This is a genomic window from Streptomyces katrae (assembly GCF_002028425.1).
GTDB classification, from domain to species: domain Bacteria; phylum Actinomycetota; class Actinomycetes; order Streptomycetales; family Streptomycetaceae; genus Streptomyces; species Streptomyces katrae_A.
In genome coordinates this window covers 2,955,080-2,981,634 of record NZ_CP020042.1, presented here as the reverse complement: position 1 = coordinate 2,981,634, position 26,555 = coordinate 2,955,080, and the positions used below count along the sequence as shown (strand labels likewise).

General features: G+C 66.9%; 27 protein-coding genes. 22 read left to right on the top strand and 5 right to left on the bottom strand.

Annotated features, from left to right (window positions below):
- The 11 genes from B4U46_RS13415 (at nucleotide 1) to B4U46_RS37365 (ending at nucleotide 11,115) form a co-directional block, all read left to right on the top strand.
- The gene (locus tag B4U46_RS13415; RefSeq protein WP_079431737.1) at nucleotides 1-726 is read left to right on the top strand and encodes a phosphonatase-like hydrolase; all 726 of its coding nucleotides are present in this window, start codon (nucleotides 1-3) and stop codon (nucleotides 724-726) included.
- Nucleotides 723-1,778: an ABC transporter ATP-binding protein gene (locus B4U46_RS13410; protein WP_079427259.1), complete on the top strand. Its 1,056-nt coding sequence runs from the start codon at nucleotides 723-725 to the stop codon at nucleotides 1,776-1,778. Before B4U46_RS13415 ends, B4U46_RS13410 begins: the two co-directional genes overlap by 4 nt.
- 229 nt (nucleotides 1,779-2,007) lie before the next feature.
- Nucleotides 2,008-2,931, top strand: coding sequence for a 2-aminoethylphosphonate ABC transporter permease subunit (locus tag B4U46_RS13405; RefSeq protein WP_079427257.1), 924 nt, complete (start codon nucleotides 2,008-2,010; stop codon nucleotides 2,929-2,931).
- Complete coding sequence (locus B4U46_RS13400; protein WP_079427255.1) at nucleotides 2,918-3,715, top strand: ABC transporter permease; 798 nt, start codon at nucleotides 2,918-2,920, stop codon at nucleotides 3,713-3,715. Before B4U46_RS13405 ends, B4U46_RS13400 begins: the two co-directional genes overlap by 14 nt.
- 68 nt (nucleotides 3,716-3,783) lie before the next feature.
- On the top strand, nucleotides 3,784-4,869 hold the full coding sequence (locus tag B4U46_RS13395) for a 2-aminoethylphosphonate ABC transporter substrate-binding protein (RefSeq protein ID WP_079427253.1): 1,086 nt from the start codon (nucleotides 3,784-3,786) through the stop codon (nucleotides 4,867-4,869).
- 176 nt (nucleotides 4,870-5,045) lie between these two features.
- Nucleotides 5,046-6,653, top strand: coding sequence for an alkaline phosphatase family protein (locus B4U46_RS13390; RefSeq protein ID WP_237292847.1), 1,608 nt, complete (start codon nucleotides 5,046-5,048; stop codon nucleotides 6,651-6,653).
- A gap of 110 nt (nucleotides 6,654-6,763) precedes the next feature.
- A complete protein-coding gene (locus B4U46_RS13385) occupies nucleotides 6,764-7,543 on the top strand; it encodes an HAD-IIA family hydrolase (protein WP_079427251.1) in 780 nt (259 codons plus the stop codon).
- Between the two features lie 121 nt (nucleotides 7,544-7,664).
- Complete coding sequence (locus B4U46_RS13380; protein ID WP_123995671.1) at nucleotides 7,665-8,270, top strand: hypothetical protein; 606 nt, start codon at nucleotides 7,665-7,667, stop codon at nucleotides 8,268-8,270.
- The gene (locus B4U46_RS13375; protein ID WP_079427247.1) at nucleotides 8,267-8,929 is read left to right on the top strand and encodes a class F sortase; all 663 of its coding nucleotides are present in this window, start codon (nucleotides 8,267-8,269) and stop codon (nucleotides 8,927-8,929) included. The genes B4U46_RS13380 and B4U46_RS13375 overlap by 4 nt, the downstream gene beginning before the upstream one ends.
- Before the next feature lie 295 nt (nucleotides 8,930-9,224).
- On the top strand, nucleotides 9,225-10,442 hold the full coding sequence (locus tag B4U46_RS13370; protein ID WP_079427245.1) for a J domain-containing protein: 1,218 nt from the start codon (nucleotides 9,225-9,227) through the stop codon (nucleotides 10,440-10,442).
- 202 nt (nucleotides 10,443-10,644) lie between these two features.
- Complete coding sequence (locus B4U46_RS37365) at nucleotides 10,645-11,115, top strand: hypothetical protein (protein ID WP_123995670.1); 471 nt, start codon at nucleotides 10,645-10,647, stop codon at nucleotides 11,113-11,115.
- Nucleotides 11,116-11,191: 76 nt separating this feature from the next.
- Here B4U46_RS37365 and B4U46_RS37360 read toward each other — a convergent pair whose 3' ends face one another.
- Together B4U46_RS37360 and B4U46_RS13365 are read right to left on the bottom strand one after the other, a co-directional pair.
- On the bottom strand, nucleotides 11,192-12,277 hold the full coding sequence (locus tag B4U46_RS37360; protein ID WP_123995669.1) for a hypothetical protein: 1,086 nt from the start codon (nucleotides 12,275-12,277) through the stop codon (nucleotides 11,192-11,194).
- 634 nt (nucleotides 12,278-12,911) lie between these two features.
- Nucleotides 12,912-13,646: a response regulator transcription factor gene (locus B4U46_RS13365; protein ID WP_079427243.1), complete on the bottom strand. Its 735-nt coding sequence runs from the start codon at nucleotides 13,644-13,646 to the stop codon at nucleotides 12,912-12,914.
- 258 nt (nucleotides 13,647-13,904) lie between these two features.
- Here B4U46_RS13365 and B4U46_RS13360 point away from each other — a divergent pair, with 258 nt between their 5' ends.
- The 11 genes from B4U46_RS13360 (at nucleotide 13,905) to B4U46_RS13320 (ending at nucleotide 23,463) form a co-directional block, all read left to right on the top strand.
- Nucleotides 13,905-14,177, top strand: coding sequence for a hypothetical protein (locus B4U46_RS13360; RefSeq protein ID WP_079427241.1), 273 nt, complete (start codon nucleotides 13,905-13,907; stop codon nucleotides 14,175-14,177).
- A 6-nt stretch (nucleotides 14,178-14,183) separates the two neighbouring features.
- Nucleotides 14,184-14,333 carry a hypothetical protein gene (locus tag B4U46_RS37355; RefSeq protein ID WP_159402090.1) on the top strand — a complete coding sequence of 50 codons (150 nt, stop codon included), beginning with the start codon at nucleotides 14,184-14,186 and terminating at the stop codon, nucleotides 14,331-14,333.
- A gap of 358 nt (nucleotides 14,334-14,691) precedes the next feature.
- Nucleotides 14,692-16,983 (top strand): type IV secretory system conjugative DNA transfer family protein, encoded by a 2,292-nt coding sequence (locus B4U46_RS13355; RefSeq protein ID WP_079427239.1) that lies wholly within the window; start codon nucleotides 14,692-14,694, stop codon nucleotides 16,981-16,983.
- Between the two features lie 224 nt (nucleotides 16,984-17,207).
- Nucleotides 17,208-17,969: a replication-relaxation family protein gene (locus B4U46_RS13350; RefSeq protein ID WP_159402089.1), complete on the top strand. Its 762-nt coding sequence runs from the start codon at nucleotides 17,208-17,210 to the stop codon at nucleotides 17,967-17,969.
- A 29-nt stretch (nucleotides 17,970-17,998) separates the two neighbouring features.
- Nucleotides 17,999-18,877, top strand: coding sequence for a replication-relaxation family protein (locus B4U46_RS13345; RefSeq protein ID WP_079427235.1), 879 nt, complete (start codon nucleotides 17,999-18,001; stop codon nucleotides 18,875-18,877).
- Between the two features lie 539 nt (nucleotides 18,878-19,416).
- Nucleotides 19,417-20,004, top strand: coding sequence for a hypothetical protein (locus B4U46_RS13340; RefSeq protein ID WP_079427234.1), 588 nt, complete (start codon nucleotides 19,417-19,419; stop codon nucleotides 20,002-20,004).
- A 1-nt stretch (nucleotide 20,005) separates the two neighbouring features.
- Entirely contained in the window at nucleotides 20,006-20,188 is a 183-nt protein-coding gene (locus B4U46_RS13335; protein ID WP_079427232.1) for a hypothetical protein, read from the top strand.
- A 14-nt stretch (nucleotides 20,189-20,202) separates the two neighbouring features.
- Nucleotides 20,203-20,424, top strand: a complete 222-nt coding sequence (locus B4U46_RS13330; protein WP_079427230.1) for a hypothetical protein — start codon at nucleotides 20,203-20,205, stop codon at nucleotides 20,422-20,424.
- A gap of 97 nt (nucleotides 20,425-20,521) precedes the next feature.
- Nucleotides 20,522-21,505 (top strand): DUF932 domain-containing protein, encoded by a 984-nt coding sequence (locus B4U46_RS13325; RefSeq protein WP_079427228.1) that lies wholly within the window; start codon nucleotides 20,522-20,524, stop codon nucleotides 21,503-21,505.
- Nucleotides 21,506-21,584: 79 nt separating this feature from the next.
- Nucleotides 21,585-21,785 (top strand): hypothetical protein, encoded by a 201-nt coding sequence (locus B4U46_RS37350; RefSeq protein WP_123995668.1) that lies wholly within the window; start codon nucleotides 21,585-21,587, stop codon nucleotides 21,783-21,785.
- A 19-nt stretch (nucleotides 21,786-21,804) separates the two neighbouring features.
- A complete protein-coding gene (locus B4U46_RS13320) occupies nucleotides 21,805-23,463 on the top strand; it encodes a recombinase family protein (protein ID WP_311736944.1) in 1,659 nt (552 codons plus the stop codon).
- A 20-nt stretch (nucleotides 23,464-23,483) separates the two neighbouring features.
- Here the strand turns inward: B4U46_RS13320 and B4U46_RS13315 are convergent, their stop codons facing one another.
- From B4U46_RS13315 to B4U46_RS13305, 3 genes are all read right to left on the bottom strand, one after another.
- Nucleotides 23,484-24,545: an IS630 family transposase gene (locus tag B4U46_RS13315; protein ID WP_167747559.1), complete on the bottom strand. Its 1,062-nt coding sequence runs from the start codon at nucleotides 24,543-24,545 to the stop codon at nucleotides 23,484-23,486.
- 321 nt (nucleotides 24,546-24,866) lie between these two features.
- Nucleotides 24,867-25,409: an NUDIX hydrolase gene (locus tag B4U46_RS13310; protein ID WP_079427224.1), complete on the bottom strand. Its 543-nt coding sequence runs from the start codon at nucleotides 25,407-25,409 to the stop codon at nucleotides 24,867-24,869.
- Nucleotides 25,410-25,414: 5 nt separating this feature from the next.
- The gene (locus B4U46_RS13305; protein ID WP_079427222.1) at nucleotides 25,415-26,536 is read right to left on the bottom strand and encodes an adenosylhomocysteinase; all 1,122 of its coding nucleotides are present in this window, start codon (nucleotides 26,534-26,536) and stop codon (nucleotides 25,415-25,417) included.
- Nucleotides 26,537-26,555 lie beyond the last annotated feature (19 nt).

The following is a 26,555-nucleotide window of genomic DNA, read 5'->3' as shown; positions in this document are numbered from 1 at the left end:
ATGACCGACACGACCGCAACCCCCGCCACCACAACCCCCGCCCCCAAGAGGCTGATCGTCCTCGACATGGCCGGCACCACCGTCGCCGACGGCGGCCTCGTCGAGCGCGCCTTCGAACGCGCCGCCGAACGCCTCGGCGTGGAGCCCGGCACCCCCGCCCACGCCGCGAAGCTCCAGTACGTCCGCGACACCATGGGCGAGTCGAAGATCTCCGTCTTCCGCCACCTCTTCGGCACGGAGGAACGCGCCCAGGCCGCCAACTCCGCCTTCGAGCAGGCCTACGCGGAACTCGTCGACGGCGGCCTCGTCGCCGGGCTCCCCGGCGCCCGCGAGACCATCGGGGAACTCCGCGCCGCCGGCCACACCGTCGTCCTGACCACCGGCTTCGCCCGCGTCACCCAGGACGCCATCCTCGACGCCCTCGGTTGGCGCGGCCTGGCCGACCTCACCCTCTGCCCCGCCGACGCGGGCGGCCGCGGCCGCCCCTACCCCGACATGGTGCTGGCCGCGTTCCTGCGCACCGGCGCGGTGGACGACGTGCGCGAGACCGTCGTCGCCGGGGACACCGCGTACGACATGCTCAGCGGCCGCCGCGCCGGCGCCGGCACCGTCGCCGGGGTCCTCACCGGGGCCCACGACCGGGCCACGCTCACCGGGCACGGAGCCACGCACGTCCTCGGCTCGGTCGCCGAACTCCCGGCCCTCCTCCTCGCGGGGTCCTCGTGAGCGGCATCCGCTTCGACTCCGTATCGGTCGCCTACCACGGCACCACCGTCCTGGACTCCCTCGACCTGACCGTCGAACCCGGCGAGGTCATGGCCCTCCTCGGCCCCTCCGGCTCCGGCAAGACCACCGCCCTGCGCGCCGTGGCCGGCTTCGTCCGGCCCGTCTCAGGGCGGGTACTGATCGGCGGTCAGGACGTCACCACCCTGCCCCCGCACAAACGGGGCATCGGCATGGTCGTCCAGCAGTACGCGCTCTTCCCGCACATGCGGGTCGAGGACAACGTCGCCTTCGGCCTGCGCGCCCGGAAGACCCCCAAGGCCGAGATCCCCGCCCGGGTCACCGAGGCCCTGGAGATGACGGGGATGGCCGCGTACGCCAAGCGCTACCCCCGCGAGCTCTCCGGTGGACAGCAGCAACGGGTGGCCATCGCCCGGGCCCTCGCCATCCGCCCCGGCGTCCTCCTGCTGGACGAACCCCTCTCCGCCCTGGACGCGCAGCTGCGCTCCGGGATGCTCGCCGAACTGGCCCGGCTGCACCGCGAACTCCCCGACGTCTCCATCCTGTACGTCACCCACGACCAGGTCGAGGCCCTGACCCTGGCCGACCGGATCGCCGTGATGGACGGCGCCCGCCTCCAGGACTGCGGCACCCCGCAGCAGCTGTACCGGGCGCCGCGCACGGAGTTCACCGCGTCCTTCGTCGGCAACGCCAACCTGCTCCCGGTGACGGTCGCAGGCGCCGGCGGCGGCGCCGTCTTCGCGGGCCGCCCCCTGGACCTCGACACCGGACGCGCGGCCCCCGGGGCGACCGCGACCCTGTGCGTACGGCCGCACCTGCTGGGGCTCGGCGAGGGCCCCAACGCCCTGCGCGGCACCATCACCGAGGTGCAGTGGCGCGGCTCGACGCACCGGCTGTACGTCGACGTCGACGGGCACCGCGTCAAGGCGGACCTCCCCGAACTGCGGGAGACCCCGGCCCTCGGCGACGAGGTCACCCTCCACTTCGAGCCCCGCGACGCGGTGCTCCTGGCGGCGGGGGTCGCGGATGCCTGAGGCCACCGGCCACCCGGCCGCCCCGGCCCGCCCGGACCCCCTGCTCCCGGCCCGCCCGGACCCCCTGCCCCCGGCCCGGCCCCCCGGCGGCCCGGCCGCGCCACCGGAGCCGGGACCGGCTGCGGGTCCCTTCCCGCCCCCGGCTGCGGGTCCCGTGCCCGCCCCGGCTCCGGGTCCCGTACCGCCTCCGGCTGCGGGTCCCGTACCGCCCCCGGCTGCCACCCCGCCCGTGCCCACACCCCCGCCCGGCGCCACGACCGCGCCCGGCGCCACACCCCCGCCCGGCAGCCGGAAGCCACCCCGGGAAGCGGCCCCGCCCGGGAGCCGGCTGCCCCGGGCGGCGCTGTGGGCCCTGCCCCCCGTCGCCGTGCTCGGGCTGGTCTTCCTCTACCCCCTCGCCCTGGTCGTCCGGCAGTCCCTCACCCCGGACGACGCCGCCGACGGCGGCGCCTTCGACGCCTACACCGCCGTCTTCGCCTCCCACGCCTTCCGCGAAGCCCTCGGCACCACCGTCTGGCTGGCCCTCGCCGCCACCGCCGGCTGCCTCCTCCTCGGCTTCACCCTCGCCCTGGTCATCGCCTTCGTGCCCTTCCCCGGGGCCAAGGCCGTCGCCAAGTTCATCGACGTCTTCCTCTCCTTCCCCTCCTTCCTCATCACCCTCGCCCTCCTCTTCATCTACGGCACCGTCGGCATGGCCAACGGGCTCTGGACCGACCTCCTCGGCGGCGCCGAAGGCCCGTTCCACTTCCTCACCACCCCCTGGGGCGTCCTCCTCGCGGAGATCACGTACTTCACCCCCTTCGTGATGCGCCCGCTGCTCGCCGCCTTCTCCCAGCTGGACACCGCCCAGCTGGAGGTCGCCGCCGGCCTCGGCGCCCGCCCCGCCCGGATCGTCCGCCAGGTGATCCTCCCCGAGGCCCTTCCCGCCCTCGCGGCGGGCGGCAGCCTCGTCCTCGTCATGTGCCTCAACGAGTTCGGGATCGTGCTCTTCACCGGAGCCAAGGGCGTCACGACCCTCCCGATGCTCGTCTACGGCAAGGCGATCCTCGAGTCCGACTACCCGGCCGCCTGCGTGGCCGCCGTCGTCAACATCGCCATATCCATCGGCCTGTTCGGCCTCTACCGGGTGGTGGGCAAGCGTGCTGGTGCATAGCAGGGGCGGCCGCTGGGCCGCCTGGAGCCTGTTCGGGATCCTCTTCGTCCCCCTCTTCGCCCTGCCCCTCCTCGTCGTCGTGGCCGCCTCCTTCGCCACCCACTGGTCCGGCGCCTTCCCCTCCGGCCCCACCACCGCCAACTACGCCTCCGCCGTCCAGGGCGAGTCCCTCCAGGCACTGACGACCTCCCTGGTCACCGCCCTGGCCGCGAGCCTCCTCGCGCTCGCCGCCGGCACCTGGGCCGCCCTGGCCGCCGCCGCGCTCGGCAAGCGCGGCAAGCGCGTCCTGGACGCCCTGTTCATGCTGCCGGTGGCCGTGCCGTCCGTGGTCGTGGGCCTGGCCGTCCTCGTCGCGTTCAGCAAGCCCCCGCTGCTGCTCAACGGCACGAGCACGATCGTGGTCCTGGCGCACACGATCCTCGTCACGGCCTTCGCCTACCAGTCGGTCTCGGCGGCCCTCGTGCGACTCGACCCCGCGTACGAGCAGGCGGCCGCCTCCCTGGGCGCCCGTCCCGCGTACGTGCTGTGGCGGGTCAGGCTCCCCCTCCTGCTGCCGTCCCTCACGGCGGCCGCCGGGCTCTGCTTCGCCCTCTCCATGGGTGAGCTGAGCGCCACGATGATGCTCTACCCGCCGGACTGGATGCCCCTCCCGGTCCGGATCTTCACCGCCACCGACCGCGGTTCGCTCTTCGGCGGATCCGCCGTGGCCGTGGTGCTGATGGCCACCACCCTGCTGGTCCTCCTGGCCGTCTCCCGCATCCGCACCCGAGCCTCCTACCGCTGACACCCCCGGCGCCCCCCAGCCGCCCCCGGCTGCCAAACCCCCGTCCCCGCCCCCCGTAAGGAAGTCCCATGTCCAGAGCGCTCCTGCTCCGCACCGCCACCGCCCTCACCACCGGCCTCACCCTCGCCGCCGCCCTCACCGCCTGCGGCGGCTCCTCCACCACCGCCGGCGCCGACTCCGGCGGGGGCGGCGGGAAGACCGTCACCGTCTACAGCGCCGACGGCCTCAAGAGCGACAAGGGCGACGGCTGGTACGACAAGGTCTTCGCCGACTTCACCAAGAAGACCGGCATCGAGGTCAAGTACGTCGAGGGCGGCTCCGGCGAGATGGTCCAGCGCGCCCTCCGCGAGAAGACCAACACCCAGGCCGACGTACTGATCACCCTGCCGCCCTTCATCCAGCAGGCCGACGGCAAGGGCCTGCTCCAGCCCTACGCCCCCCAGGGCTCCGACAAGGTCAGCGGCGCCGACAAGTCCGCCGACGCCAAGTGGACCTCCGTCGTCAACAACTACTTCGGGTTCGTCTACAACAAGAAGGAGCTCACCACCGCCCCCAGGACCTGGGAGGAGCTGCTGGACGCCAAGTACAAGGGCAAGCTCCAGTACTCCACCCCCGGCGTCGCGGGCGACGGCACGGCCGTCCTCGTCAAGTCCCTGCACGACTTCGGCGGCAAGGACCAGGCGATGGACTTCCTCAAGAAGCTCCAGGCCAACAACGTCGGCCCGTCCTCCTCCACCAGCAAGCTCGCCCCGAAGACCGACAAGGGCGAGCTGCTCGTCGCCAACGGCGACGTCCAGATGAACTTCGCCCAGTCCAAGTCCATGCCCAACCTCGGCATCTGGTTCCCCGCCAAGGACGGCGGCAAGCCCACCACCTTCGCCCTCCCGTACGCGGCCGGGCTGGTCGCCAAGGCCCCGCACACCGAGAACGGCAAGAAGCTCCTCGACTACCTGCTCAGCGAGGACGCCCAGAAGCTGGTCAGCGAGGTCGGCGGCGGCTTCCCGGCCCGTACGGACGTCAAGCCCACCGACGCCAACGCCATCGAGCTCACCCAGCTGATGGCCGGCGTCGAGGTGTTCGAGCCGGACTGGGCCGACATCGACAAGAACCTCACGGGCTACGTCGACGCCTGGAAGTCCGCGACCGGCAGCTGAGCCTTCACCTCCCGGCCACCCCCACCGGGAACCATATCGAACGGATAACGGGTCTGGACCGAAACCGCACCTCGGTCCGGACCCGCCGCATGCGCGCCCGTCCCTGCGCCCGCGGCGCCCGCACGCGCACACCCGGCCCACACCCCGCCCACACCCACTTGCTCCTGGAGGAGTACGTGTCCCCTGACCTGCGCGGACGCACCCTCGCCGTGACCGCCACCGCCACGGCGCTCATCGCCACCACCCTCGGCCTCACCACCCCGGCCACCGCCGCCCCCGGCGACCCCAGGGCCGCGGCCGAAGCGGCGGTAGTGGCGGCCGCGGCCAAGCCCGCCACCGCCACTACCGCCACTACCGCCACCACCGCCGGCTCCGTCGGCAAGGTCCTCGTCATCGGCCTCGACGGCGTGGTCCTCGACCGCGTCAAGGCCGCCAACGCCCCCCACCTCAAAGGCCTGATGGCCGAAGGCCTCACCGCCCGCAGCACCCTCTACGCGAGCCCCATGGCCGCCACCTCCTCCGGCCCCGGCTGGTCCACCATCGCCACCGGCGTCTGGCCCGACCAGCACGGGGTGAAGGACAACTCCTTCACCGGCAAGAACTTCACCGCCCACCCGGACTTCCTCACCCGCGCCGAGAACGCCAACCCGGCCCTCAACACCTATGCGGCCGCCGACTGGGAGCCCCTCACCTCCACCGACCAGAACGGCCCCGTCTTCTCCGCCAAGGCCGACAAGCGCCTCTCCCTCAAGGGAGACCGCGACGGCTACGGCAGCGAGGACCCGAAGATCGCCACGGCCGCCTCCGCCGAGCTGCGCGACGGCAACCCCGACGCCTCCTTCGTCTACTTCGGCCAGGTCGACTCCGCCGGCCACTCCTACGGCGCCGCCAGCCGGCAGTACCTCGACGCCATCGGCCGCGTCGACACCCTCGTCGGTCAGCTCCTCACCGCCGTCAAGGCCCGCCCCGCCTACGCCCAGGAGAACTGGAAGATCCTGGTCACCACCGACCACGGCCACACCGACGCCGGCGGCCACGGCGGCTCCACCATCCAGGAGCGCGGCACCTTCGTCATCGCCAAGGGCGCCGGGATCCCCGCCGGTTCGGTCCGCGACGACGTCAAGCTCGTCGACGTCGCCGCCACCGCCCTCGCCCAGGTCGGCGTCCCCACCGCCGGGCTCGACGGCGTCCCCCTCGACAGCCCCGACAACGACCCCTTCGACACCCTGCGCCCCGCCCTCCGGGCCCGCGTGGACGAGACCGGCATCCCGGCCGGGACGAAGGGCTTCACGCACACCCCGCCCGCCGGCTGGTCCGTGGACAACTCCAGGATGGGCACGGGCGGCGTCACCGAGTGGGCCGGATGGGCCTTCTCCACCGACGAGTTCTGGAGCCAGGCGCAGCGCGACCAGTGGCGCGAGCTGGGCGTCCGCTCCCGTGACGTGTTCGCCGTCGCCGACTCCGACGAGTGGGACGACAAGACCCACACGGGCACCTTCGACTCCACCCTGATCACCCCCAAGTGGGCGGTCACCGGCGGCACCACGCGCACCCTGGACTTCCGGACGCACTACCGCCACGAGGCCGGCCAGACCGCCCAGGTCCTCGTCTCGTACGACGGCGCCGCCCCGGTCGTGGTGAAGACGTACACCGCCGACGCCGTGGCCGCGTCCGAGTCCCTGCCGCTGCCGATCCCGGCGGGCGCCACCGACGTCCAGGTCCGCTTCCGCTACAGCGGCGACAACAACTGGTACTGGACCGTCGACGACGTCCGCCTCCGCTAGGCCGTCCGGGCCGTGGACGCCCCCGGCGCCCACGGCCCGCGCCCGCTAGGGTGGGTGGTACAGACCACAGACCCACAGGTCAGCGGCCATCGAAGAGCGGAGAGAAATCCGTGGCAGAGCGCAAGCCGATCGAATCCTGGCTCACCGACATGGACGGCGTCCTCATCCACGAGGGCACGCCGATCCCCGGCGCCGATGCCTTCATCAAGCGGCTGCGCGAGTCCGGCAAGCCCTTCCTGGTCCTCACCAACAACTCCATCTACACCCCGCGCGACCTCCAGGCCCGGCTCAGCCGCATGGGCCTGGACGTGCCCGTGGACAACATCTGGACCTCGGCGCTCGCCACCGCGAAGTTCCTCGACGACCAGCGCCCGGGCGGCACGGCGTACGTCATCGGCGAGGCGGGGCTGACCACCGCCCTGCACGACATCGGCTACATCCTCACCGACCACCAGCCCGACTACGTCGTGCTCGGCGAGACGCGCACCTACAGCTTCGAGGCCATGACCAAGGCCGTCCGGCTGATCAACGACGGCGCCCGCTTCATCTGCACCAACCCCGACGAGACCGGCCCCTCCACCGAGGGCCCGCTCCCGGCCACGGGCGCGGTCGCCGCGCTGATCACCAAGGCGACCGGCAAGAAGCCGTACTTCGCCGGCAAGCCCAACCCGCTGATGATGCGTACGGGCCTCAACGCCATCGGCGCCCACTCCGAGACCAGCGCGATGATCGGCGACCGGATGGACACCGACGTACTGGCCGGCCTGGAGGCGGGCATGCAGACCTTCCTCGTGCTGACCGGGCTGACCACGGTCGAGGACACCGAGAAGTTCCCCTACCGTCCGACCCGGACGGTGGACTCCATCGCGGATCTCGTCGACCTGGTGTAGTCGCGGAGGGCGCCGCGGCTGCCGCGTTGGCGCATACGGCTGACACGTACGGGCCAAGAGAGCGCCGCTCCGGATGCGGAGCGGCGCGCCGCGCGTGAATCTCCTTGTGAGGAGGTTCACCATGCGAATTTCTCTGATCGCTCTCCGTGCCGCAGCGGTGGCCGTGACCCTGGCGGCCTGCACCGCCGTGACCGCCCCCGCCGCCCTCGGATACGACGGGGACCGCGGCGGTGTCTCCGTCGAACCGAACCCGGCCGAGCCCGGCGACCGGGTCAAGGTCCGCGTGCGCGCCTGTGAGGGTGACTGGGCGGTGGCCCGTTCCCCCGTCTTCGAGGGGGAGGTCCGGCTGCACAAGGGCCACGAGGACCCCCGCACCCTCTTCGGCGAGGCCGAGATCCGCCGGCACGCCGACCCGGGGTGGCACGAGGTCCGGGTCAAGTGCGAGGGCCGCGACGAGGGCCTTCGCGGTTCGCTGGAGGTCCGCCGCGACCACCGCCCCGACCCCCACCACTCGCCGGTCTGGCCGGTCCACGCGGGCGGCGGCGCGATGGCCGCCCAGGTCGCCGAGACCACCCGGCTGGCTTCCGCCTCCGCCGCGAAGAAGAGCCACCACGGTGACGGGCCCGGCCTGTCGCAGACCGTGGTCGGCGCGGTCCTGGCCGCCGCCGCCACGCTGGTGGTCGCCGGGCGCGCCCTGACCCTGCGCCGCCGCCGCAACGACGGATGAGCGGGCCCCGCCCCCTGGCCGGCGGCCGGCTGCTGACCTTCACGGCCTGGTCGGTGCTGGTGCTCGGGCTCTGGCTGTGGGGCAAGGAGATCACGGGGGTGCCGGCGGGCCCGCTCTCCGGGCGGCCCGGCGGCCAGGCGGGCCCGGGCCTCCCGGCGGCGCGGGCCCCCCTGACGGCGGCGATGCCCGCGCGGGTCGACGTACCGTCGCTGGGGGTGCAGGCGCCGGTGATCGCGCGGGGCCTGGACCGGCAGGGGGCGATCGAGCCGCCGCCGTACGAGCTGCCCGGCACGGTGGGCTGGTGGGGCGCGGGCCCCGCACCGGGTGCGGTGGGGGCGGCGCTGATGGTGGGGCACGTGGACACGAAGGCCAAGCCGGCCGTGTTCTTCGGCCTGGGCTCGGTCAAGCCGGGGGAGAAGGTCCGGGTGGCGCGGGCGGACGGGACGGTCGCCGAGTTCACCGTCGAGGACGTACGGGTCTACGAGCGCGCGGGCTTCGACCCCGCCAAGGCGTACGGGCCGCGGGTCCCGGGCCGCGCCGAGCTGAGGCTGGTGACCTGCGGCGGGACCTACGACAAGGCGGCCGGACAGTACTCGGCGAACGTGGTGGTCTCGGCGTACCTGACGGGTGCGGGGACCAGGCCGGGGGCGGCGGCGTAGAGGCGGCCGGCCCCTGGCTTCCGGCAGAACGAAGAAGCCCCTCGTAGCTTTCGCTACGAGGGGCTTCCCCTTGTCTGTGCGCCGCCAGGGACTCGAACCCCGGACCCGCTGATTAAGAGTCCGATGGACGACGAGTCGGACGGTGACGAATAATGTCGCACCGTACCGTTCTCGCAGGTCAGCGGGTGTCAGGCCGTACCAGCCCCAACCGGCCGGCCTTGGGGTGGTTCAGCGCGGCCGTTAGCCCGGCGCTAGCACGCACACGGACCGTGGCCCTCGTTCTGGGGCAGCGGTCATGAAGCTGCCCGACTATGACGTCTACGCGGTGCTGGGCGTGAAGCCGAACGCCAACCTCGCCACCATCCGCCGCGCCCACCGCGCCTGTGTCCGCCACGCACACCCGGACCGCCGCCCCCAGGCCGACGCGGCGCGTGCCCACGAAGACATGGTGCGGATCAACCTGGCTTGGGCGGTGCTGAGTGACCCTCGTCTGCGGGCCGAATACGACGCCGGCCGAGCGGCCAAGCCGAAGAGTCAGCCAACCCACGGGTCTCCGCCGCGACGCGAACCGCCGCCTCGACCCCGGCCGCGGGTCGTCGTGGTCAAGCCGCAAGTGGTGGACTTCGGGTCGGTCGTCGTTGGTGAAATACCGCCCGACCAGGTCGTCATGGTGAGCCTCAGCGACGACTCGACCATCCGCTACGCCTGGGTGCTCAATGACCGTGGAGACTTCTGGCAGGTCGTCGAGCCGCGGCCGTGTCGCGATGTCTCAGCGGTGAGGCTGCGGCTCCGAGTCCGGCCGCTGTCACCGCACGATGGGCTGGGCCCCCGCCACGACCGGCTCCGGCTCGTGGTCGAGGATCTCATCGTGGTGGTGCCGGTCTGCATCAACGTGGTGGAACCGGCTCCGCCGCCACCTCCGAGACCGAAGCCTCCACGACGTCCAGCCTCACCGCCGCCAAGGCCAACGCGATCTCAGCCGTCACCAGAGCCGAAGACATCGCCGCCGCCTCGCCAGGGCAGACCGCACATCGGCTGCGGCCTGGCCAGCCTGCTGATCGTCCTGGTGGCGGTCGTGGCCGGGTTCGTGGTCAATGCGCGGCACGAACTGCCAGCCCGGGAGAGCGCCCACCCAGACCACTACTGCTCAGTGGCTTTGGACGACGGTCAGGTGCTTGGCTACTACGCGACGATCCCAGGGACAGATACAAAGACAGGCCCAGAGCTATGGGACTCGCCGCTGCAACGCGGGGGTGACCCGTGGGTGGCCTGGTGGACGCCAGCGTTTCCGTACTGGGAGCGAGCCAACAAGCACAACGGATTCGAGTTCGACGGAAACTCGTATCACCAGTACGAACGCATCGAGGTGTTGGTTGTCCGGGAGCAAGGCTGGGACCCCCTGACCGGGCTGTTCCGGCGCCACCCTGGCCTGAACCGTGCAGCTGAATCCGCCCAACGAGCCGAGTTTCTGGGGGAGTGGGTGAAACACCTCGAGGATTCAACCTGTGGATGATGCGATCCGTGCCAATGATCGTTATGGCGACCCGAAACCAAATCCGGTGCATTAAGGGCGATTTGCCGAATATCGCACCATTGCTGTATTAGAGTGAGGCCGACTTCTCAAAATTTTGCACCATTGCCAGGCCACTTGAACGCTGGGCCACTCCATGCTAGCCATTAGAAAATCGCACCGCCGTCGAAGGGGGCTTGGAAAAATGACGGATGTTCCAGACGCCACGGGCAATCTCTCTACATGCGGGCGGTGGCTGGCAGGAATCCTCGGCATCGCAGCGCTTGTAATGGGTGTGTACGCGACCTTCGAGAAGGATGCCAATAGCGTTGGAGTCGGCGGAATTTTCCTTGTTGGCATTATTCTTCTGCTCTCCGCTCTAGGAGGAAGGCTGCCAGCTTCTATTTCGCTTGGAAAAGATACCAATGTGCTCTTCAGCGCCGCGCAACAAGGAGTCCGGGCTGGCACCGCTTCTCAGGCCGAAGTGTCTAAAAAGACCGCCAAGGAGGTCGGCGAGGGACTCCCACAGAGCCTTGTCAGTGAGTTCGTTGAAGCAAAGAGCGAAAAAGAAGTCCGAGACCTTGTGGATCGATTGACAGATAGAATCAATGCAAACATTTCAGTTCCCGCCGCCCCGGAAGTTAACGATATCGCAAGACAAATCGTCCGACTCTAGGTTCCGGTTCGGTTTGGCGGTCAAAAAATAAATCCGGCCTAACAATAGTGCTAGACCGGATCCGATGCTTACAGCGTTAGCTGTAATTAAATGCTGCGTTGATAACTCTAACCGCAGCCCTGGTGGCTATGCTCAGGATTTCACCGTTCTTACCTGTCGCCTTTCGATAGGCTTCACAGGGTGGAAGGAGAGTCTGTTGAGCCAGTCGCGCCACTTTCCTTACGCTGTGCTCAGCACCAAGTTGGACGACGTCAGAAACCTCGCGCGGAAAGTCCAAGACTCGGCGGATGGTTTGTTGAGAGTAGTCGCGTAGCCTGCTCTCATCCAGGCCAAGCTGACCCAGCGCGACTGAATCGGCCTCACGGCGGAAGGCTATGAGGCATTCCTCCAGGGCTTTTTCCAAGAGGCTTTCCCCGTCGCCTGACCGGACGTAATCGTCAAGCCTTCCTTGGCCATCGCATATCGCGAAAAGCACGGCTATGAATACCGGCGCATCAAACAGTCGCTGCTTCAGGAGAGACAGTGTAGAAACATACTCGGTGAAGATCACATGTTGCAGCGACTCCAGACTCTGCCTGGCTTTTGTAATTCTTTCGGCATCCTGAACCGCGAGCAGGTAATAATCTTCGACCTCTATCGCCACCTTACCGCCTGTCCCGATGTAGGGTGTCGAGCATTCACGATCCGCGACCACAGCAGGAAAGGATATGTTTGGGTGAAGCGAAAGATCTTGGCCTAGCTGAAGGATATTACGATCCGTGCCACCGCATACGATGACAGCTATCTCACTGCCAGATGACGTGGACCGCTCCTCAAGCAGGGGTGCAAGGACACCCACACGATGAGACCAACCCTCATCGGGCATCGTCATGCTGAGTAGGACTGTTTGAGAGTCGGAAATTAGCTGGCCTAGCTGGTCGAGATTGCCGTCTATGTCGACAGTCTCATCAACGACGGTCCACAATTGCTGCCAGGCATTTGGCATCGTCGAGCTGGATGCGACTGACCAGTGGTAGCCCGAATGTTCTCGAAGGGCCTGCACAGCCTCTGGATGATCGTGGCTAGATTCAGCCACAACGACATCAAGATTTGAGTCGCCGCCAGTCAGGCGTACAAGCAGACCGAGCCCAAGTGCATCCGCACCGATATGTACGTGCCTCATCTGCTATCACCGCAGACCTCATCAAGTACTTATGGCACTCTCACTATCCGTCTGGCGTAGTCTCCAAGCTCAAGAACTCGATCCACGGCAGTTTGACAGCGAGAGCAACGAACAAGATGCTCTTCTACGGCTGGTTGCTCTTCCCCGGAAAGGTCGTTCAAGGCTAGGGCTTTAAGGATATGAGGAGCTGGATGGCGCCGGAATTCTTCGAGCCCTTTGATCAGTCGATTCTCTGCCTCGATCGCCCAATCTGTTGACTGACCAATCTCTTCGGAGCGGTTTTCGTCTTCTCTCACAGGTGGCTCGCAAAAAGCCACTCCACTGCCAGACTTCCGATGAGACATGGCATTCTCTTATTCATCGATTCGTTGACTGTCAAGGGACTCTCCATTCTGGAAAATGGTAGCCCCGATTGTACCACGAATTGTACCAATTGATCACTCTTCATGATGGGTTGGAGCGCCAAGTTGCACTTCCAGTGTGCGTCGAGCAGCCGATGATCTCCAATCGGGGCGATGATTCACCGAGAGTGAAGATGACCATGCATATCGTGCACGAGGCATGACGTGTGGAGCGCCAATGCTTCGGTGTAGATGGTGTGTTGTCCAGTCTCATTTCATAACGTCTCAGACTGCTACCAAGCGTTGCGACTATGCCTGTTTCTGCGACACCAGCTCTGGATGTAGCACGAGTGCTGCCCGCACCAGCGGTAGATCACCTGCGCGTTCATCCGCAGGCAGGGATCATGCTCGCCACGAGCCTCGATGATCGGGCCGAGCACCTGGACGAGCTTGTTGACCGTGTTGAGCGGCAGGCCGGTAGCAGCCGCCAAGGACTCGGCGTCGGTGGCGCGGCCCGAGGCGATGGCTCCGGCGATGCGAGCCGCGGTGGCTCCGCCGCGTGACCGGCCGAAGTAGGCGCAGATCGACCAGGGGTCGGGCTTGAAGTGCTCCACGGCGTTGGCTGTCGGCGGGGGCAGTCGGAAGGCAGCTGTCTGGACGCACCGGATGACCGGCCCCAGGCCGTCAGCCTTCTGCACCATGCAGACCACCTCGGGTTGGAGGATGGCCTCCTGGAAGTGCTCGCGCTCCATGCCGTGGCCTTGGGCCGCGAAGATGACAGGGGCGGTGCGGTCGCAGGCCCGGATGAGGGATAAGACGTCGAGGCCGTCGAAGTCGTGCTCAACCCGGTAGTCCACCCAGGTCAGGTCGATCACCAGGGCATCGAAGCGCACTTGGTGCACGATGGCGCGCTGAATCTCCGCTTCGGTCGTGGCCGCGACGACGGTCGCCCCCGGCATCGCTTGCTCCAAGATCGGCGTGATGATCTTGCCCAGTGCTGAAGCGATCAGAACGCGGAGTGCCTCCACGGCAAAATGTTGCGGCCTGGCCGACCCTGTCGCAACATATGGCCGCCACAGCTGGCCGTGCGGTCGGTGGCTGCCGGAGGTCAGTACCAACTGGCAGAGGTTGTACTTCAACGGTCGTTGGTGCGGCGCGACGCTTACTTCTGTCTTCGTTCGATGGCCCTGGCCACTACTGGGTCGTCCACCCGCGCACCCTGTCGCGCGCTCAAACTCTCCTCCTGACGCCCTGCGGCGTAGGTGCGTCATGCCCAAGGACGAACCATGCCTGCTCAACCTGCTCCGGCCGCTGGCACCGACCTGGCTGGCCTCAAGGCCGTCATCGCCGCGTACGACGCGCTGCGCGAATCGGCCCACGCTGAAGCCTCGGCCGTCATCACGGCGGGCTCGCGCCTGCGGGCCATGATCGTGACTAAGCAGATCATCTCCAGCGAAGCCAGCGAGCTGCTGGAAGCGGCCTACGCCGAGGTCAGCGAGATCATCGCCATCGCCAAGGCCCTGGCCGGCGCTTTGGCCGACTTCGGCACCACCGCGTAGGCGGCCATGTCGCCGCACCAGCAGACGGCCCTCAAGGTCGTCGGGCTCGCCTTCGCCGTCATCATCGCGGGTCAGCTGCTCCAGCACTTCATTGGCTACCTCATCGTGGCGGCCTTCGCCGGACTGGTCCTGAGTCGGTTCTTCGGGCGGCGATAAGTCTCTATCTGGTAGGGGCGGATCTGTTCGGCTTTTTGACCCGAACACAGTGATGTCAAACCTCTGACTCACGCACCCAAAAACGGCCACCAACGTCGGGGAATCGTGTGCCAGATCGGCACGCCTCAACAGATATAAAGGCTTCACTAAGCCTTAAAAGTATTGACAAATGGGGCATTTTCATGCTAATATTTAAATGTAGGTTGAAGAGACAACAATCAATCTACATAACCGCCACGATATTCGCTTCGGCGGATTTTTGTGGCCTAGGGGGGTGGATGTCCAATGAGGTACGACATCGTTTCACGGTCTCGGTAGAGGTCACTGGCTCGGCGGCCCCGCACAGCGGAGGCCAGCCATGAGCGACACCACGCTGCTCGTCGCGGGCTCGACGCTCTTTAGCGTCACCATCGGTTTCATTCTTTTTCTGAGGGAACGCGACCAGCTCTCCCGAGACCTACGTCGTCTGACCTATCGGTTGGATTTCCCCCGTGACCTGACCAGCCAGCAGGTGACCGCCTTCCTGCACGCCCTCACCCGGCTCCGGCCGGAGCGAGGCTGGCTGTTTGGCCGGGACAGCGCCGTGTTCGAGATCGTCGGCCAAGCGGCCGGCATCGAATACCGGCTGCGGCTGCCCGAGCACCAGGCTGACGTGCTGCTGCGCCAGCTGCGCGGCATCGTGCCAGGCCTGCGGTCCGCTCGTCTCGACGCCCCGGCCTTGCCCGAGGCCCGCTGGCTACGGCGAATCCGTCTCACCACCACCGCCCGCCCGTTGCGGACGGATGCACCGGAGACCTTCACCACCGGCCTGCTCAGCACCTTCCAACCGGTCAGCCGGGACGAGACGCTGCTGTATCAGCTCGTCATCTATCCCGTACGGACCCCAACCGCCCCACTGGCGCGTCACCGCTGGGTGGGAGGGGACCTGCTGCCGCCGTGGCTGAGCCGAGCCGCTCAGCTCCTGACTGGCGCGCCACCGGCCAAGCCGGACAAGCAGGCGCTCGCCGACTTCAATGCCAAGACGAGCGAGCCGTGGTTCGCCGTCGTCGGCACCGTTGGCGCTGCCGCCGGTAATCAGTCCCGAGCCCATTTCCTGGTTGGCCGGCTCATGGCCACGCTGCACCAGCTCGACCAGAACGGTGTGGCGCTGGTGCCACGCTGGCTACCACGCCAGGCGGCCGACTGGCTGGCCCGCGGTGCCACCGGTACATCCGTGGCCCCGGTGCACGTCAATGCCCGGGAAGCGGCCACGATGGTCGGCTGGCCGCTGGCTGGACCCACCCTGCCGGGCTTGAGTCTGCGCGGTGGCCGCCTGTTCCCGCCGGTCGCTCAGTTGCCCTCCTCCGGCCGCGTCCTCGGCACCGCCACCTACGACGGTATGCAGCGGCCCATTGCCGTCACGGCCATTGATGGCCTGATGCACCAGGTCGTGACCGGCCCGACCGGGTCCGGCAAGTCCACGCTGCTGCTGGGCGAGCTGACTCAGGACATCCAGGTCGGCCACGGCGTCATCCTGCTCGACCCCGGCGGAGACCTGGCCCGCGATGTGGCTGACCGCATCCCCGAGCACCGGGTGCGCGACCTCATCTACCTGGACGCCGCCGACGCCCGGCCGGTGGGCATCAACCCCCTGGCTTGCTCCAAAGACGACGCTGAGCTGGTGGCCGACCAGGTCATGGAACTCATCCGCGCCAATGCCGACAGCTGGGGACCCCGCCTGGAGGAAGTCCTCAAGGCCAGCCTCGTTCTGCTGGCCGCCACCCCCGGTATGACGCTGGTGGAACTCCAACCCGTCCTGACCGACGACTCATTCCGGGCCCGTCTCCTGGCCCGCCTCGATCCTGCCTTCGCCCCGACCGTGGGCGCGTTCTTTTCCCGCTTCAACGCCTGGAGCGAAGGCGAACGAGGCCAAGCCGTCAGCGCGGTCATCAACAAGGTGTCGCCCCTGACCGACCGCCGCCAGCTGCGCGCCATGCTCGGCCAAGCTAAGCCCGCCTGGACCATGCAGCAGGTCATCGACCAAAGCAAGATCCTGCTCGTGGCGCTGCCCTCCGGCCTGGCCGGCTCCTACGCCGTCGACCTGCTCGGTGGCCTGCTGGTCGGGATGGTCTGGAACGCCGTCATGCGGAGAGCCGCCGTCACCCGCGAGCACCGCCAGCCGACGTTCCTCTATATCGATGAAGTCGCCCGCTTCCTGCGTGGTGGGGCCGACTTGTCCGACATGCTGGCCCGGGCCCGCGGCCACTTCCTCGGCATCATCGCCGCGCTCCAGCACATCACCCAGGTGCCCCCCAACCTGCGGGCCGCCCTGCTGAGCGAGGCCCGCACCAAGGTCGTCCTCCAGCCTGGTCCTGATGACGCCACCACCCTGGCTCGGGCGCTCGGCCCGCAAGTGAAGCCGGAAGACCTGCTGACGCTGGAGCCGCGTACGGCTGTCGCCGCCGTCGTCGCAAACGGTCAGGTGAGCCCGCCCGTCAGCATCGCCACTAACCCACCGCCGCCGGCCACCGGCTTCGGCGAGCAGGCCCGCGCCTTCTCCCGACTGACCTACGGCCGGGACCGCGAGCAGGTCGAGCAGGAGATCGCCGAGCGGCGGCGCGGCCCTCGGAGTACCGCTGGCGACACCCGTGGAGCCCAGCCGTGGGGATAGCTGCGCCGTCATCTGGCTGCTCCGAAACCTGCTCCGCTCGGTGTAGTGACTCATCCCCGTCATACCTGGTCACGGGCCCCAAGTGCGTACGACTCTTCAGCCTTTCTCATACATCTCATTGCCTTATCGGAGGTCTTCCCATGTCTCTCCCCGGTTCCCGTCCCACCACCATGCGTCCCCTTATGCGATCTGGCCCGGTGCTAACCGTGGAGGAGCGCCAGGTCATGCGTGAGGTGGCCATCGTCCACGTGACCACTGCGAGTCAGATCGCCCGCCTGCTGTTCCCCGACCGCAGCGCCGAGGACGCTGCCCGAGCTGCCAGACAGCTCCTGCTACGCCTTGAACGATTCGGTCTGACGCGCAAGCTGACCAACCCGACGCGCGAGCGGCGAGGCGGCCGGCCCGGCTACCTCCACGTGCTCACCGAGGCCGGCCTGCGGCTCACCGGCGTCGAACGCGCTCCGGGCCAGCGGCAGCGACGCAGCTGGCGGCCGAGCTACCACTTCGTTGATCACCGGCTGGCCATCACCGAGCTATACGTCCGACTGCGGGAGTACGCCCAGGCGAACGGCTCGGAGATGAAGGAGTACCAGGCCGAGCCGGACTCCTGGCGGCACTACACCGGCTTCGCTGGGGAACGCCTGGTTCTCAAACCCGATGCGTTGACGCGCCTGCTCGTACCGGGCCTGAAGCTGAGGCTGTCGTGGTTCATCGAGGTGGACCGCGATACCGAGAGCCCGCGCCGCATTGCCGAGAAGTGCACCGCCTACCGCCGTTACGAGCTGTCCGAGGTTGAGTTCCGCCGCTTCGGCGTCTTCCCCGGCGTCATGTTCATCGTTCCGGACGAAGCCCGTGCTCGCGTCATCCGCCGGGTCATCGCCAAGCGGCCAGCCGAAGACCGAGGACTGTTCGCCGTCACTACCGACAATCAGGCCATGGAGGCATTGCACCGGCCGCTTCCGGTAGCCGCCGACCAACGACCGTGAGCAACTACTAAGCAAAGGAAATAGCGCCAATGCTGAAATTTATTAAAAGCACCTACGACATCGAGGCTCATGCCAGCCGACTGCGCCAGCGTTCGGTGAGTAGGGAAGTCGCCGCCCGGCAACTCCTCACGCCTTACCGGATGACCCGAGTCACCGGGCTGCTGTGGGACGAGAAAGGCGCGCTGACGATGCTCTCCACCATTCATGTTGCGACCGTGGCGCAGCTCGGCCGCTATCTATTCCCAACGCTTGGTCCCGCCAAGCGTGCCCGCAAGGCTGGACTCTATGCCAAGCGACTTGAACAGCTCCACCTGATCAAACGCGAGAAACGACCCAAGGTTCTGGGCAGTGTCCTTGTCCCGACCGAATTGGGCCGCTGGCTCAGCGCCGTCACTGGTGACGTTCGGGTTGCCTTACCGCCAACAGCCGCACCCTACGGAGTGGCCTTGCGGCACCGATTGGCCGTGACCGAGCTCTACGTCCGATTAGCCGAGAACGCATTTCGGGGAGGAGGTCGCCCGCTTCGGTTCCAGACCTACCCAGATGCCTGGCGGAAGTATCACGGACCGGACCGGGAGGACGACAAGAAAGATGAGCTTTTCATCAAGCCGGATGCAACGTTCTCAATGGTCAAGGCCAGCACGAGGCAATCCTGGCTCGTGGCAGTTTGCGACGGCGGCGAGAAGGACGGCCGGATCTCAACTGCCTGCGGCAACTATTACCAGTACGCCTGCTTCTGCGAGCAACGCTTGGGCGACCAGCCACCCCGCATCTTATTCCTCGCACCGACTGCCGCCGAATGCGCCCGCATCCGAAACGTGGTCAACAATTGGCCCGGCCGAATAAGGGATTTGTTCACTGTCGCCACGCTGGCCGACGCCGCCTCGATCTTGGACCCGCCCGCATAACTCCCATCTCCATAACCCCGATCACCCTGATTTCCCTAACCAGAAAGGAGGCTGTCCTTGCTTGTGCTCACACAGGCTCACGTCCGGTCACCCAACCTAACTGCCGCTTGCGGCGAGGAGACAAACCTCTGGCTAGAACACACTACGCACCCGCCTATTACTACGGCGAGCAGTCCTATTGCTCCGACTGCATAAGAGAATTATTCACTCCCAATGACATTGACCTGTTTGCCATGCAATGGCCCAGCGCGGAACGATGTCTTGATCTGGCAGCGAAGCGGCTAGGTATCAACCGCTTTGCTGAGGACAGCTACAGCACGTATCGGTTCCCCAAGGTGATGCCCGAATGGGAGCGAATGGACAACGAGCGCTGTTACCGCTGCCACGAGCCTCTGTAGCAAATTTGGGCAGGTGCCCACTTGACCAGCCACTGGGGGTGAATGGCTGGTCGGGCGGGCACCCGCCCGAAAAGGCTTGAGAGCACTGAGCCTCACCGCTGAAATCAGTGCTTGTTCTTTTCCATTCGGAAGGAGTCAGCCATGACTGAGCTGACCACCGAAGTCCTGCGGACGCTCCCGCCGCAGGACCTGGCCGCGCTGCTGCCGGCCCCGGTCCAGATTGGTGACCTGAGCGCGGTCATCCTCCGGGTCGCTGACCCCGACCTGATCGAGGTCTACTTCGCCGGACGCATCACGGCGTATGGCATCAAGGTGCTGGAGATCCAGCCCATCACCGACCCGGTGGTGCGCGAGGCCGCTTGGCGTGACGCGGTCGAGGCCCTGTCCATCTGCCGGCGCATCGCCATCGAGGCCCACGCCGAGCAGCGTATGGCCCACGCCACCAAGCTGGACGCGATCCGTGACTACGCCATCGAGGCGCACGAGAACGGTTCCATCTGCCGCGACGGGCTGGACAGCTTCCTGTCCGCGTTCGAGTTCGAGCCGTACATGACGACTGTCAAGGTCACCTACACGATCTCCGGCAGCTACGAGGTCGAGAACAGCAGCGAGGAGGCGGCCATCAAGGACGCCGAGCTGTACCTCGTGCCCGACCTGTCGAGCCTCGACCAGGTGGACGAGTACAGCACCAGCTTCTCGCTGGACGTTGACGCCACCGAGGCCTGCTGACATGGACCTCACCCTGAAGATCACCTTTGATCCCAAGGATGGGTGCGACGCGCTGCTGGCTCGGTGCTGGCTGGCTGAGCAGATCCGGTACTTCACGGGTCTGCCCATCACCGGCTACGCCAACGCCCTCCACCCAGCAGCCAGCTTCCACATCACCGAGCTGACGTACGTCGACACCGAGTAGGCGGAAGAGCCGTCATGGTCACCTACACGGTGACTGTCGCGGGAAGTGAGCGCTACGACGGCGAGGAGCCGTACACCTACGTCACCTGTGACGACCAGGCGATCAACGCCGTCCTCCGGGTGATGGCACACCACCGCTGGGAGAACGAGGACGACGACGTGATCCCGATCTCCGTGTTCACCGGCGAACCAGGGCCGGACTGCGGCTACTGCTGGAACGAGCTGAGGGAGACCTGACCTGGCCAAGCGCACCTTCCAATCCCCAACCCAAGAGGCAGCCCACCATCCCGGTGGGCTGCCTTCCTCATGTCCACACTGATCAAGGGAGGCGGCTATGCCTGCCGACGTTGAGTCGATGTTCTCCGTCAGGGAGATGCCCTGGCACCGTGAGGGGCTGGTCCTGGACCAGCACCCCACCACCTGGGACGAAGCCCGGCAGCTCGCCGGCCTGACCTGGGACCCGATCACCGAGGCCGTGTACGAGCTGCACGGTGTTGACGAGTCCGACCAGCCGCTGTACCGGCCCATCGAGGGCTGGCAGCGCATCGCCCGCTCCGACACCAGCGCCACGTTGTGGATCAACCGCGACAGCTACGCCGTCATCGACCACGGCGAGATGGGCGAGATCGTAGAAGCCGTCCTCGCCATGCCCAACGTTTCCTGGGAGACCGCCGGCTCTCTGGACGAAGGTCGCTCCGTCTGGTGCCTGGCCCTGCTGGACGAGCCCATCGTCCTGCCCGGCGACGACAGTCCGACGCTGCCGTACCTGGCCATCACCAACCGACACGGCCAGCCCGGCGGCTGCACCCTGCGAGCCACCGCGGTTCGCATCGTCTGCGCCAACACCTTCCGGGCCGCCGAGCTCGAAGGCGACCGCACCGGCACCACCTTCTCCTTCATCCACAAGCCGGGCTGGCGCAACCGCGTCGTCCAAGCCCGCGAAGCGGTGACGGGTGCCCGCCAGGAGATGCGTGCCTACGAGGCGCTGGCTACCGAGCTGCTCGGCATATCGGTCACGGCCCAGCAGCGCGAACTGTTCGTGCGGGAGTTCATTCCGATGCCGCCCCAGGGCCTGGTGACTGACCGGGTTGCCAGGAACGTTGAGGAGGCCCGTGAGGCCATCCGGACCATCCTGGCTTCCGCAACCACTGCTCCGGTCGCCCACACCGCTTACGGGCTCGTACAGGCCGCAGGCGAGTACCTGGACCATGTTCGCCGGTCCCGCACCTGGGAGACCAAGCTCAACCGGACGCTGATCAGGCCGGAGCCGCTGAAGGCGCGGGCGCTGAAGCTGGTTCGGGAGGTGGTGCTCGCCTGACTCACTTAACGCTCAAATCTGGCCCGGACCGGCTTCTGCTGGTTCGGGTTTTCTCATCACTTTATCGAGGGTTTTTATTATGCCAACCAATGTGCAGACTCAAGCTCAGCGACTGGACGAACTCCAGTCCATCCTGCGTGACGACTACGGCCAAGACTTTGATCTGGCCGAGGTTACGGAAATTGCCGACTGGCTCGGACGGTTCTACACCGCCTTAATCAAGCTCGGTGTGCAACGTCGAGTAGCTGAGCATGACGCCGTCAAGGGTGATAACTCTTGACTAACCCCAGGGAGGTCGCATAATAGTCGGGCGGGGAACCATTAACCATCCGACAAGTGTCGGAGAAGGAGGTTCTACGAGTAAGAATTTAAAACGAGCCGTCATCCTGGTCAGGGTGTCGAGCAAGGAACAAGAACAAGAGGGCTACTCGCTGCAAGCCCAGGAGCGCTTTCTGCGCGACTACTGCGAGCGAGCTGGCCTGAAAGCTGTTAAGCCGTTCCATATTTCTGAGACGGCCTCGAAGGTAGATCAGCGCAAGACGTTCAACGAGACCATGGTCTACCTGAAGAAACACCAGATCTTGCACTTCGTCTGCGAGAAGGTGGATCGCCTGCTGCGAAACTTCAAGGACACGGTCATGGTGGAAGAGTGGCTGGAGAGCGACGACACGCGCCGGCTGCACTGCCCCAAGAACTCGCTCGTGCTGCACAAGAACTCGTCCTCCCAGGACAAGTTCGTCTGGGGCATGCACGTGGTGGTGGCCAAGAACTACACCGACAACCTGAGCGAGGAAGTGCGCAAGGGCCAGCTGGAGAAGCTGCGCCAAGGCTGGCTGCCCGCCGTCCCCCCGCCCGGCTACGAGAACGTGCTGGACGGCGGCAAACGGGTCCAGCGGGTCGTGCCGGCTGTCGCACCGCTCGTGGTTGAGATGTTCAAGCTGGCCAAGACGAAGCGCTTCACGGTGAGGTCCTTGGCGCGCGAGATGACCAAGCGCGGGCTGCTGATCGACGGCAAGCCGATCAAGGGCGACCGGGTCTTCCGAATGCTGCACAACCCGTACTACGTCGGCGTGATCCGGTGGAACGGCAAGCAGTACCCCGGCAGCCACGACCCGATTGTCTCGGTGGAGCTGTTCGAGCAGGTGCAGCGCACGCTGTCTCGGAGTGCCACGCAGATTCAGCACTACCGCAAACACCACCCGCTGTTTCAGGGGCTGGTGACCTGTGCGGCCTGTGACGGATTGCTGGTCTGGGAGACCGCCAAAGGCTACTGGTACGGCAAGTGCCCCAAGCCGCGGTCATGCAGCCGGCGGCGCTTCGTCCGGCAAGAGGTGATCGAGGAGCAGTTGGCTGGCGCCTTAAGTCGGCTGAAGGCGCCCCGGCCGCGCCTGACTGCATGGCTCAAGAACGAGCTTGAGGTCGGCCTGCGGTCCCAGCTCTCACTGCAAGAGGCTGCTGCGGAGGGTCTCAAGCAGGAGGAGAACCGGATCAAGACCAAGCTGACCATGCTGTACGACGACCGCCTCGAAGGGCGGGTCAGTGCAGGCGAGTACGACGTCAAGGCAGTCTCGCTCCATGCCCAGCAGGCCGACATCGGCCGGCAGCTGGGGTCGCTGGAAGCTGAGGACACGTCGTATCTCGACACGGCGTTTAGCTTCGTTGAGATGACCCAACAAGCGGCCGACGAGTTCACGAAATCCACGAACGGCGACCGCAAGCGCGAGTTGATTACTGAGCTGTTCGACAAGCTCATTCTGGACGGTGAACAGCTCCAGCCACACTTCAACCGCCGTGCTACCTGGCTGCTGACGGAAATCCTACCGCTGACAGGCTCCGGAAACGATGAATTCGGACAGGGTGATTCCGGCTCTGCGAAGACGAAAAAAGCCCCTGCTGGGGCTTCTCGTTACTCTTGGCGGGCGATCACTAACAGTATTCGTACTCTGTTCGACCAGTAATGTCAATGGCTAATTATTGATCAGAAACTCAAAGGGTTCTCTTCGAGGGTGTAGCGGACGTGCGGGCCGTGGAAGTAGCCGCGGACGATGTGCGGCTGGCGCTGACGGCGGTGGAAGAACCGTCGTGTCTCGCTGGCGAGTTGGGCCTGGGTACGGGCTTTGCTGCTCGCGGGAAGGCTCCGTTTGAGGTCTGCGTTGACGAGCTCGTCGGGGTTGAGTTCGGGCGAATACGACGGCAGGAAGTGCAGCTCGACCTGGTCGGCGTGATCGGCCAGCCAGTCGCGGACCGTGCGGGACCGGTGGGCTGAATGCCGGTCCACCACGAGGTGGATCTTGCGGTCGAAGTGGCCGGCGAGGCGGTCGAGGAACCGGCACATCACGTTCGCGTCGAAGCTCTCGGTGAACACCATGAAGTGCATGCGGCCCTTCGTGCTGATCGCCGACATCGCGTTCACGGAGATCCGGTTCCCGGTCCGCCGGACGATCGGGGTGCGGCCCCGCTCGCCCCAGGTGCGGCCGCTGACCTGGTCGGAGCGGATGCCGACCTGGTCGGCGAAGAGGACCTCGCCGCCCTCCGCCTTCGCCTTCGCGCGGATCGCCGGCCAGGTCTCCTCCAGCCAGACCCGCACCCCCTCCGGGTCCTGCTCGACCGCCCGCTTGTCGGGCCGCTGGAACGACAGCCCCCACCGCTTGAGGTACTTGCCCACCCCCGGCTCGGTCAGCCGCACCCGGTACAACTTCGCGATCAGTACGCCGACCTGGCCACGCGTCCACAGCTGCCCGGATAACCCAAGGTCACAAGGGCGGTGATCGAGTACCGCCTGGCGAAGGGCCGCCTGCTCGGCCTCGGACAGCACCTGATGCTCGCCCACGCGCTTGCCCCGCGGGCGAGCGGTCAGCGCATCACGCCCGCCGGCCAGCCATTTCGCCCACCAGCCGTCCACCGCCTTCAGCGAGACCTTGAACACCGCCGCAACCTCCGCACGGTCGCGGCCCTCCACCAGCGCGGCCACCGCCCGCAGCCGCAACGCTTCCTGCGCCGTCGGCGACAGGTGCCGCGCGTCCCCCACCAGATCACTCACACCACTACAACGACCCAGAACCCCAACCGTTTCGGATCAATAGGCTTTCGGGCTACATCCTCCCCAGTTCCCCGCCTGGAGGAGATGCAGCCAGAGGGTGATAGCCAGTTCGGATAGGCTGGCCGTGAGTCGGCTAAGTCGGGTGCGTGTCTCCTGATGAACGACCTTTCGCCTTCGTGCCCGCAAGAGAGAACCCCGGCAGCCTTGGCTGCCGGGGTTCTCTTGGACTCACGTTCGAGGCGTTCTACTGTCGGCAGCCGAGGTGGCGATATCCCCACACTGGGGGAGACGGAGATCGCAGGGACGGCCAGCTGTCAGGCGTCAGCGAAGCGCCTTGGCGATCCGGTCGCGGAGGTCGTCATCGCTGATGGTGTCGAGCTCGCGCCAGGCGGCATCGGAGACCTCTTCGGTCTGGAGGTTGCCGATGTCGGCGGTTGTGCGGAAGAGGAACCTGAAGTCGAAGTGCTGGTGGGCGGGCTCGTCCTTTGCGGGATTGGCCTCGATGGGGTGGACGTCGATGTGGAGGGGGGTCTCGCCGTACGGGGTGACCAGGTGGGGCGGGATGCCGGTCTCCTCGGCGAGCTCACGGCCGGCTGCCTGGAGGAGGGTGTTGTCACCGGGCTCGATGTGGCCGCCGGGCAGGAGCCATTTGCCGGTGGCGAGGTGGTGGATGTGCAGGACACGCTGGTCGGCGCCGATGAGGATCGCTCCGGCGGTGACGTGGCCGGGCAGGGCCTTGCGGCTGGTGAGGTCGTCGCCGTCGTCGAGGAGGCCGAGGACGACGTCGAGCTCGGGCTTGGCCTCCGGGTGCTGGTCGAGGTAGGCGGTCAAGGTGGTGCGGATGTGGTCTGCCGTGATGGCCATGGTGATCACCTGTTGAAGTAGTTGAGCCAGGTTGCCGCGATAGCGGCGCGGTCGGCCGCGGGGACCTCGTGGATACCGGGGGCGAGGTCTCCGAGGGTAAGCATCCTGATCGCGGCGAGGATCTCGGCCTGGATCAGGAAGATGAACGGCCCAACGCTGGCGCCGTGGATGAAGTTGACGGCGTTGCCACCGTTCGCCAGATAGAAGTAATGGCCGGTGGTCTGGTAGCGGGTGACGTGGTCGCCGACGGTGGTTCGGGTATAGACGTCTGGAAGTCCGTTCAGATCCAGCTCGTCCTCGCTGCTGGTGACGGTGGCGACGTAGGCGCCGTTGCGGAGGTGGGCGAAGTCCTCGCCCCGCAGGGAAATCGAGCCGGTCGCGCAGAGCACCAGGCCAGCGCCGGTCAGGGCGGCTTCGCGGTCCCGGGCGACGGTGAAGCCCTGAGAGAGGGCCTGGGTGCGGCGGACGGGGTCGATGTCGAAGACGGTGACCTGGATTCCCTTGGCGTGCAGGAGCCGGGCTATGGACGAACCGAGCTTGCCGAAGCCGAGCACGAGGGCAGGGCGGCCGTGGAGGATGTCGCCGCATCCGCGGATGACGGCCTCGGTGGAGAAGACGACGGACTGGCCGACGAGGAAGTCCTCGGGGTCCTTCAGTGGGGACCGGGCGACGGAGATGACCGGGCAGGGCAGCTTGTCGAGGTCCTCGTAGCGGCGGTGGCCGTTCTCGGTGTCCTCGATCACCCCGGAAAGCCGACCGGAGAAGCGGCTGTCCACCGCCTCAAGGGTGGGGGCGAAGTAGCCGCCGACGTCCAGCAGGGCGAGGGCCTCGCCGCCGGCCCGGGATTCGAGGTAGTCCAGGGCGGTGTCGGGGTTGGTGAACAGCTCGCGGGTCAAGGCGTCGACCGGGACGGTGTGCTCGACCTCGCGCTGGGCAGCCGTGCTGATGGACTTGGGCTTGGGCAGCACCGCCTTCAGCATGGTCATCTGGGCGACTGCCCGGACGAAAGCCGGCCGCTCAGGCAACAGGTGCGTGACCAGCAACGACGCGGGCCGCTCGTCCGGGGTGAACCGGGCCGCGACCTTGGAGAAGTAGGCGTCCAGCCGTGCGCGTTCGAACGTTTCCATGGCAGTGACCTCTCGTGGC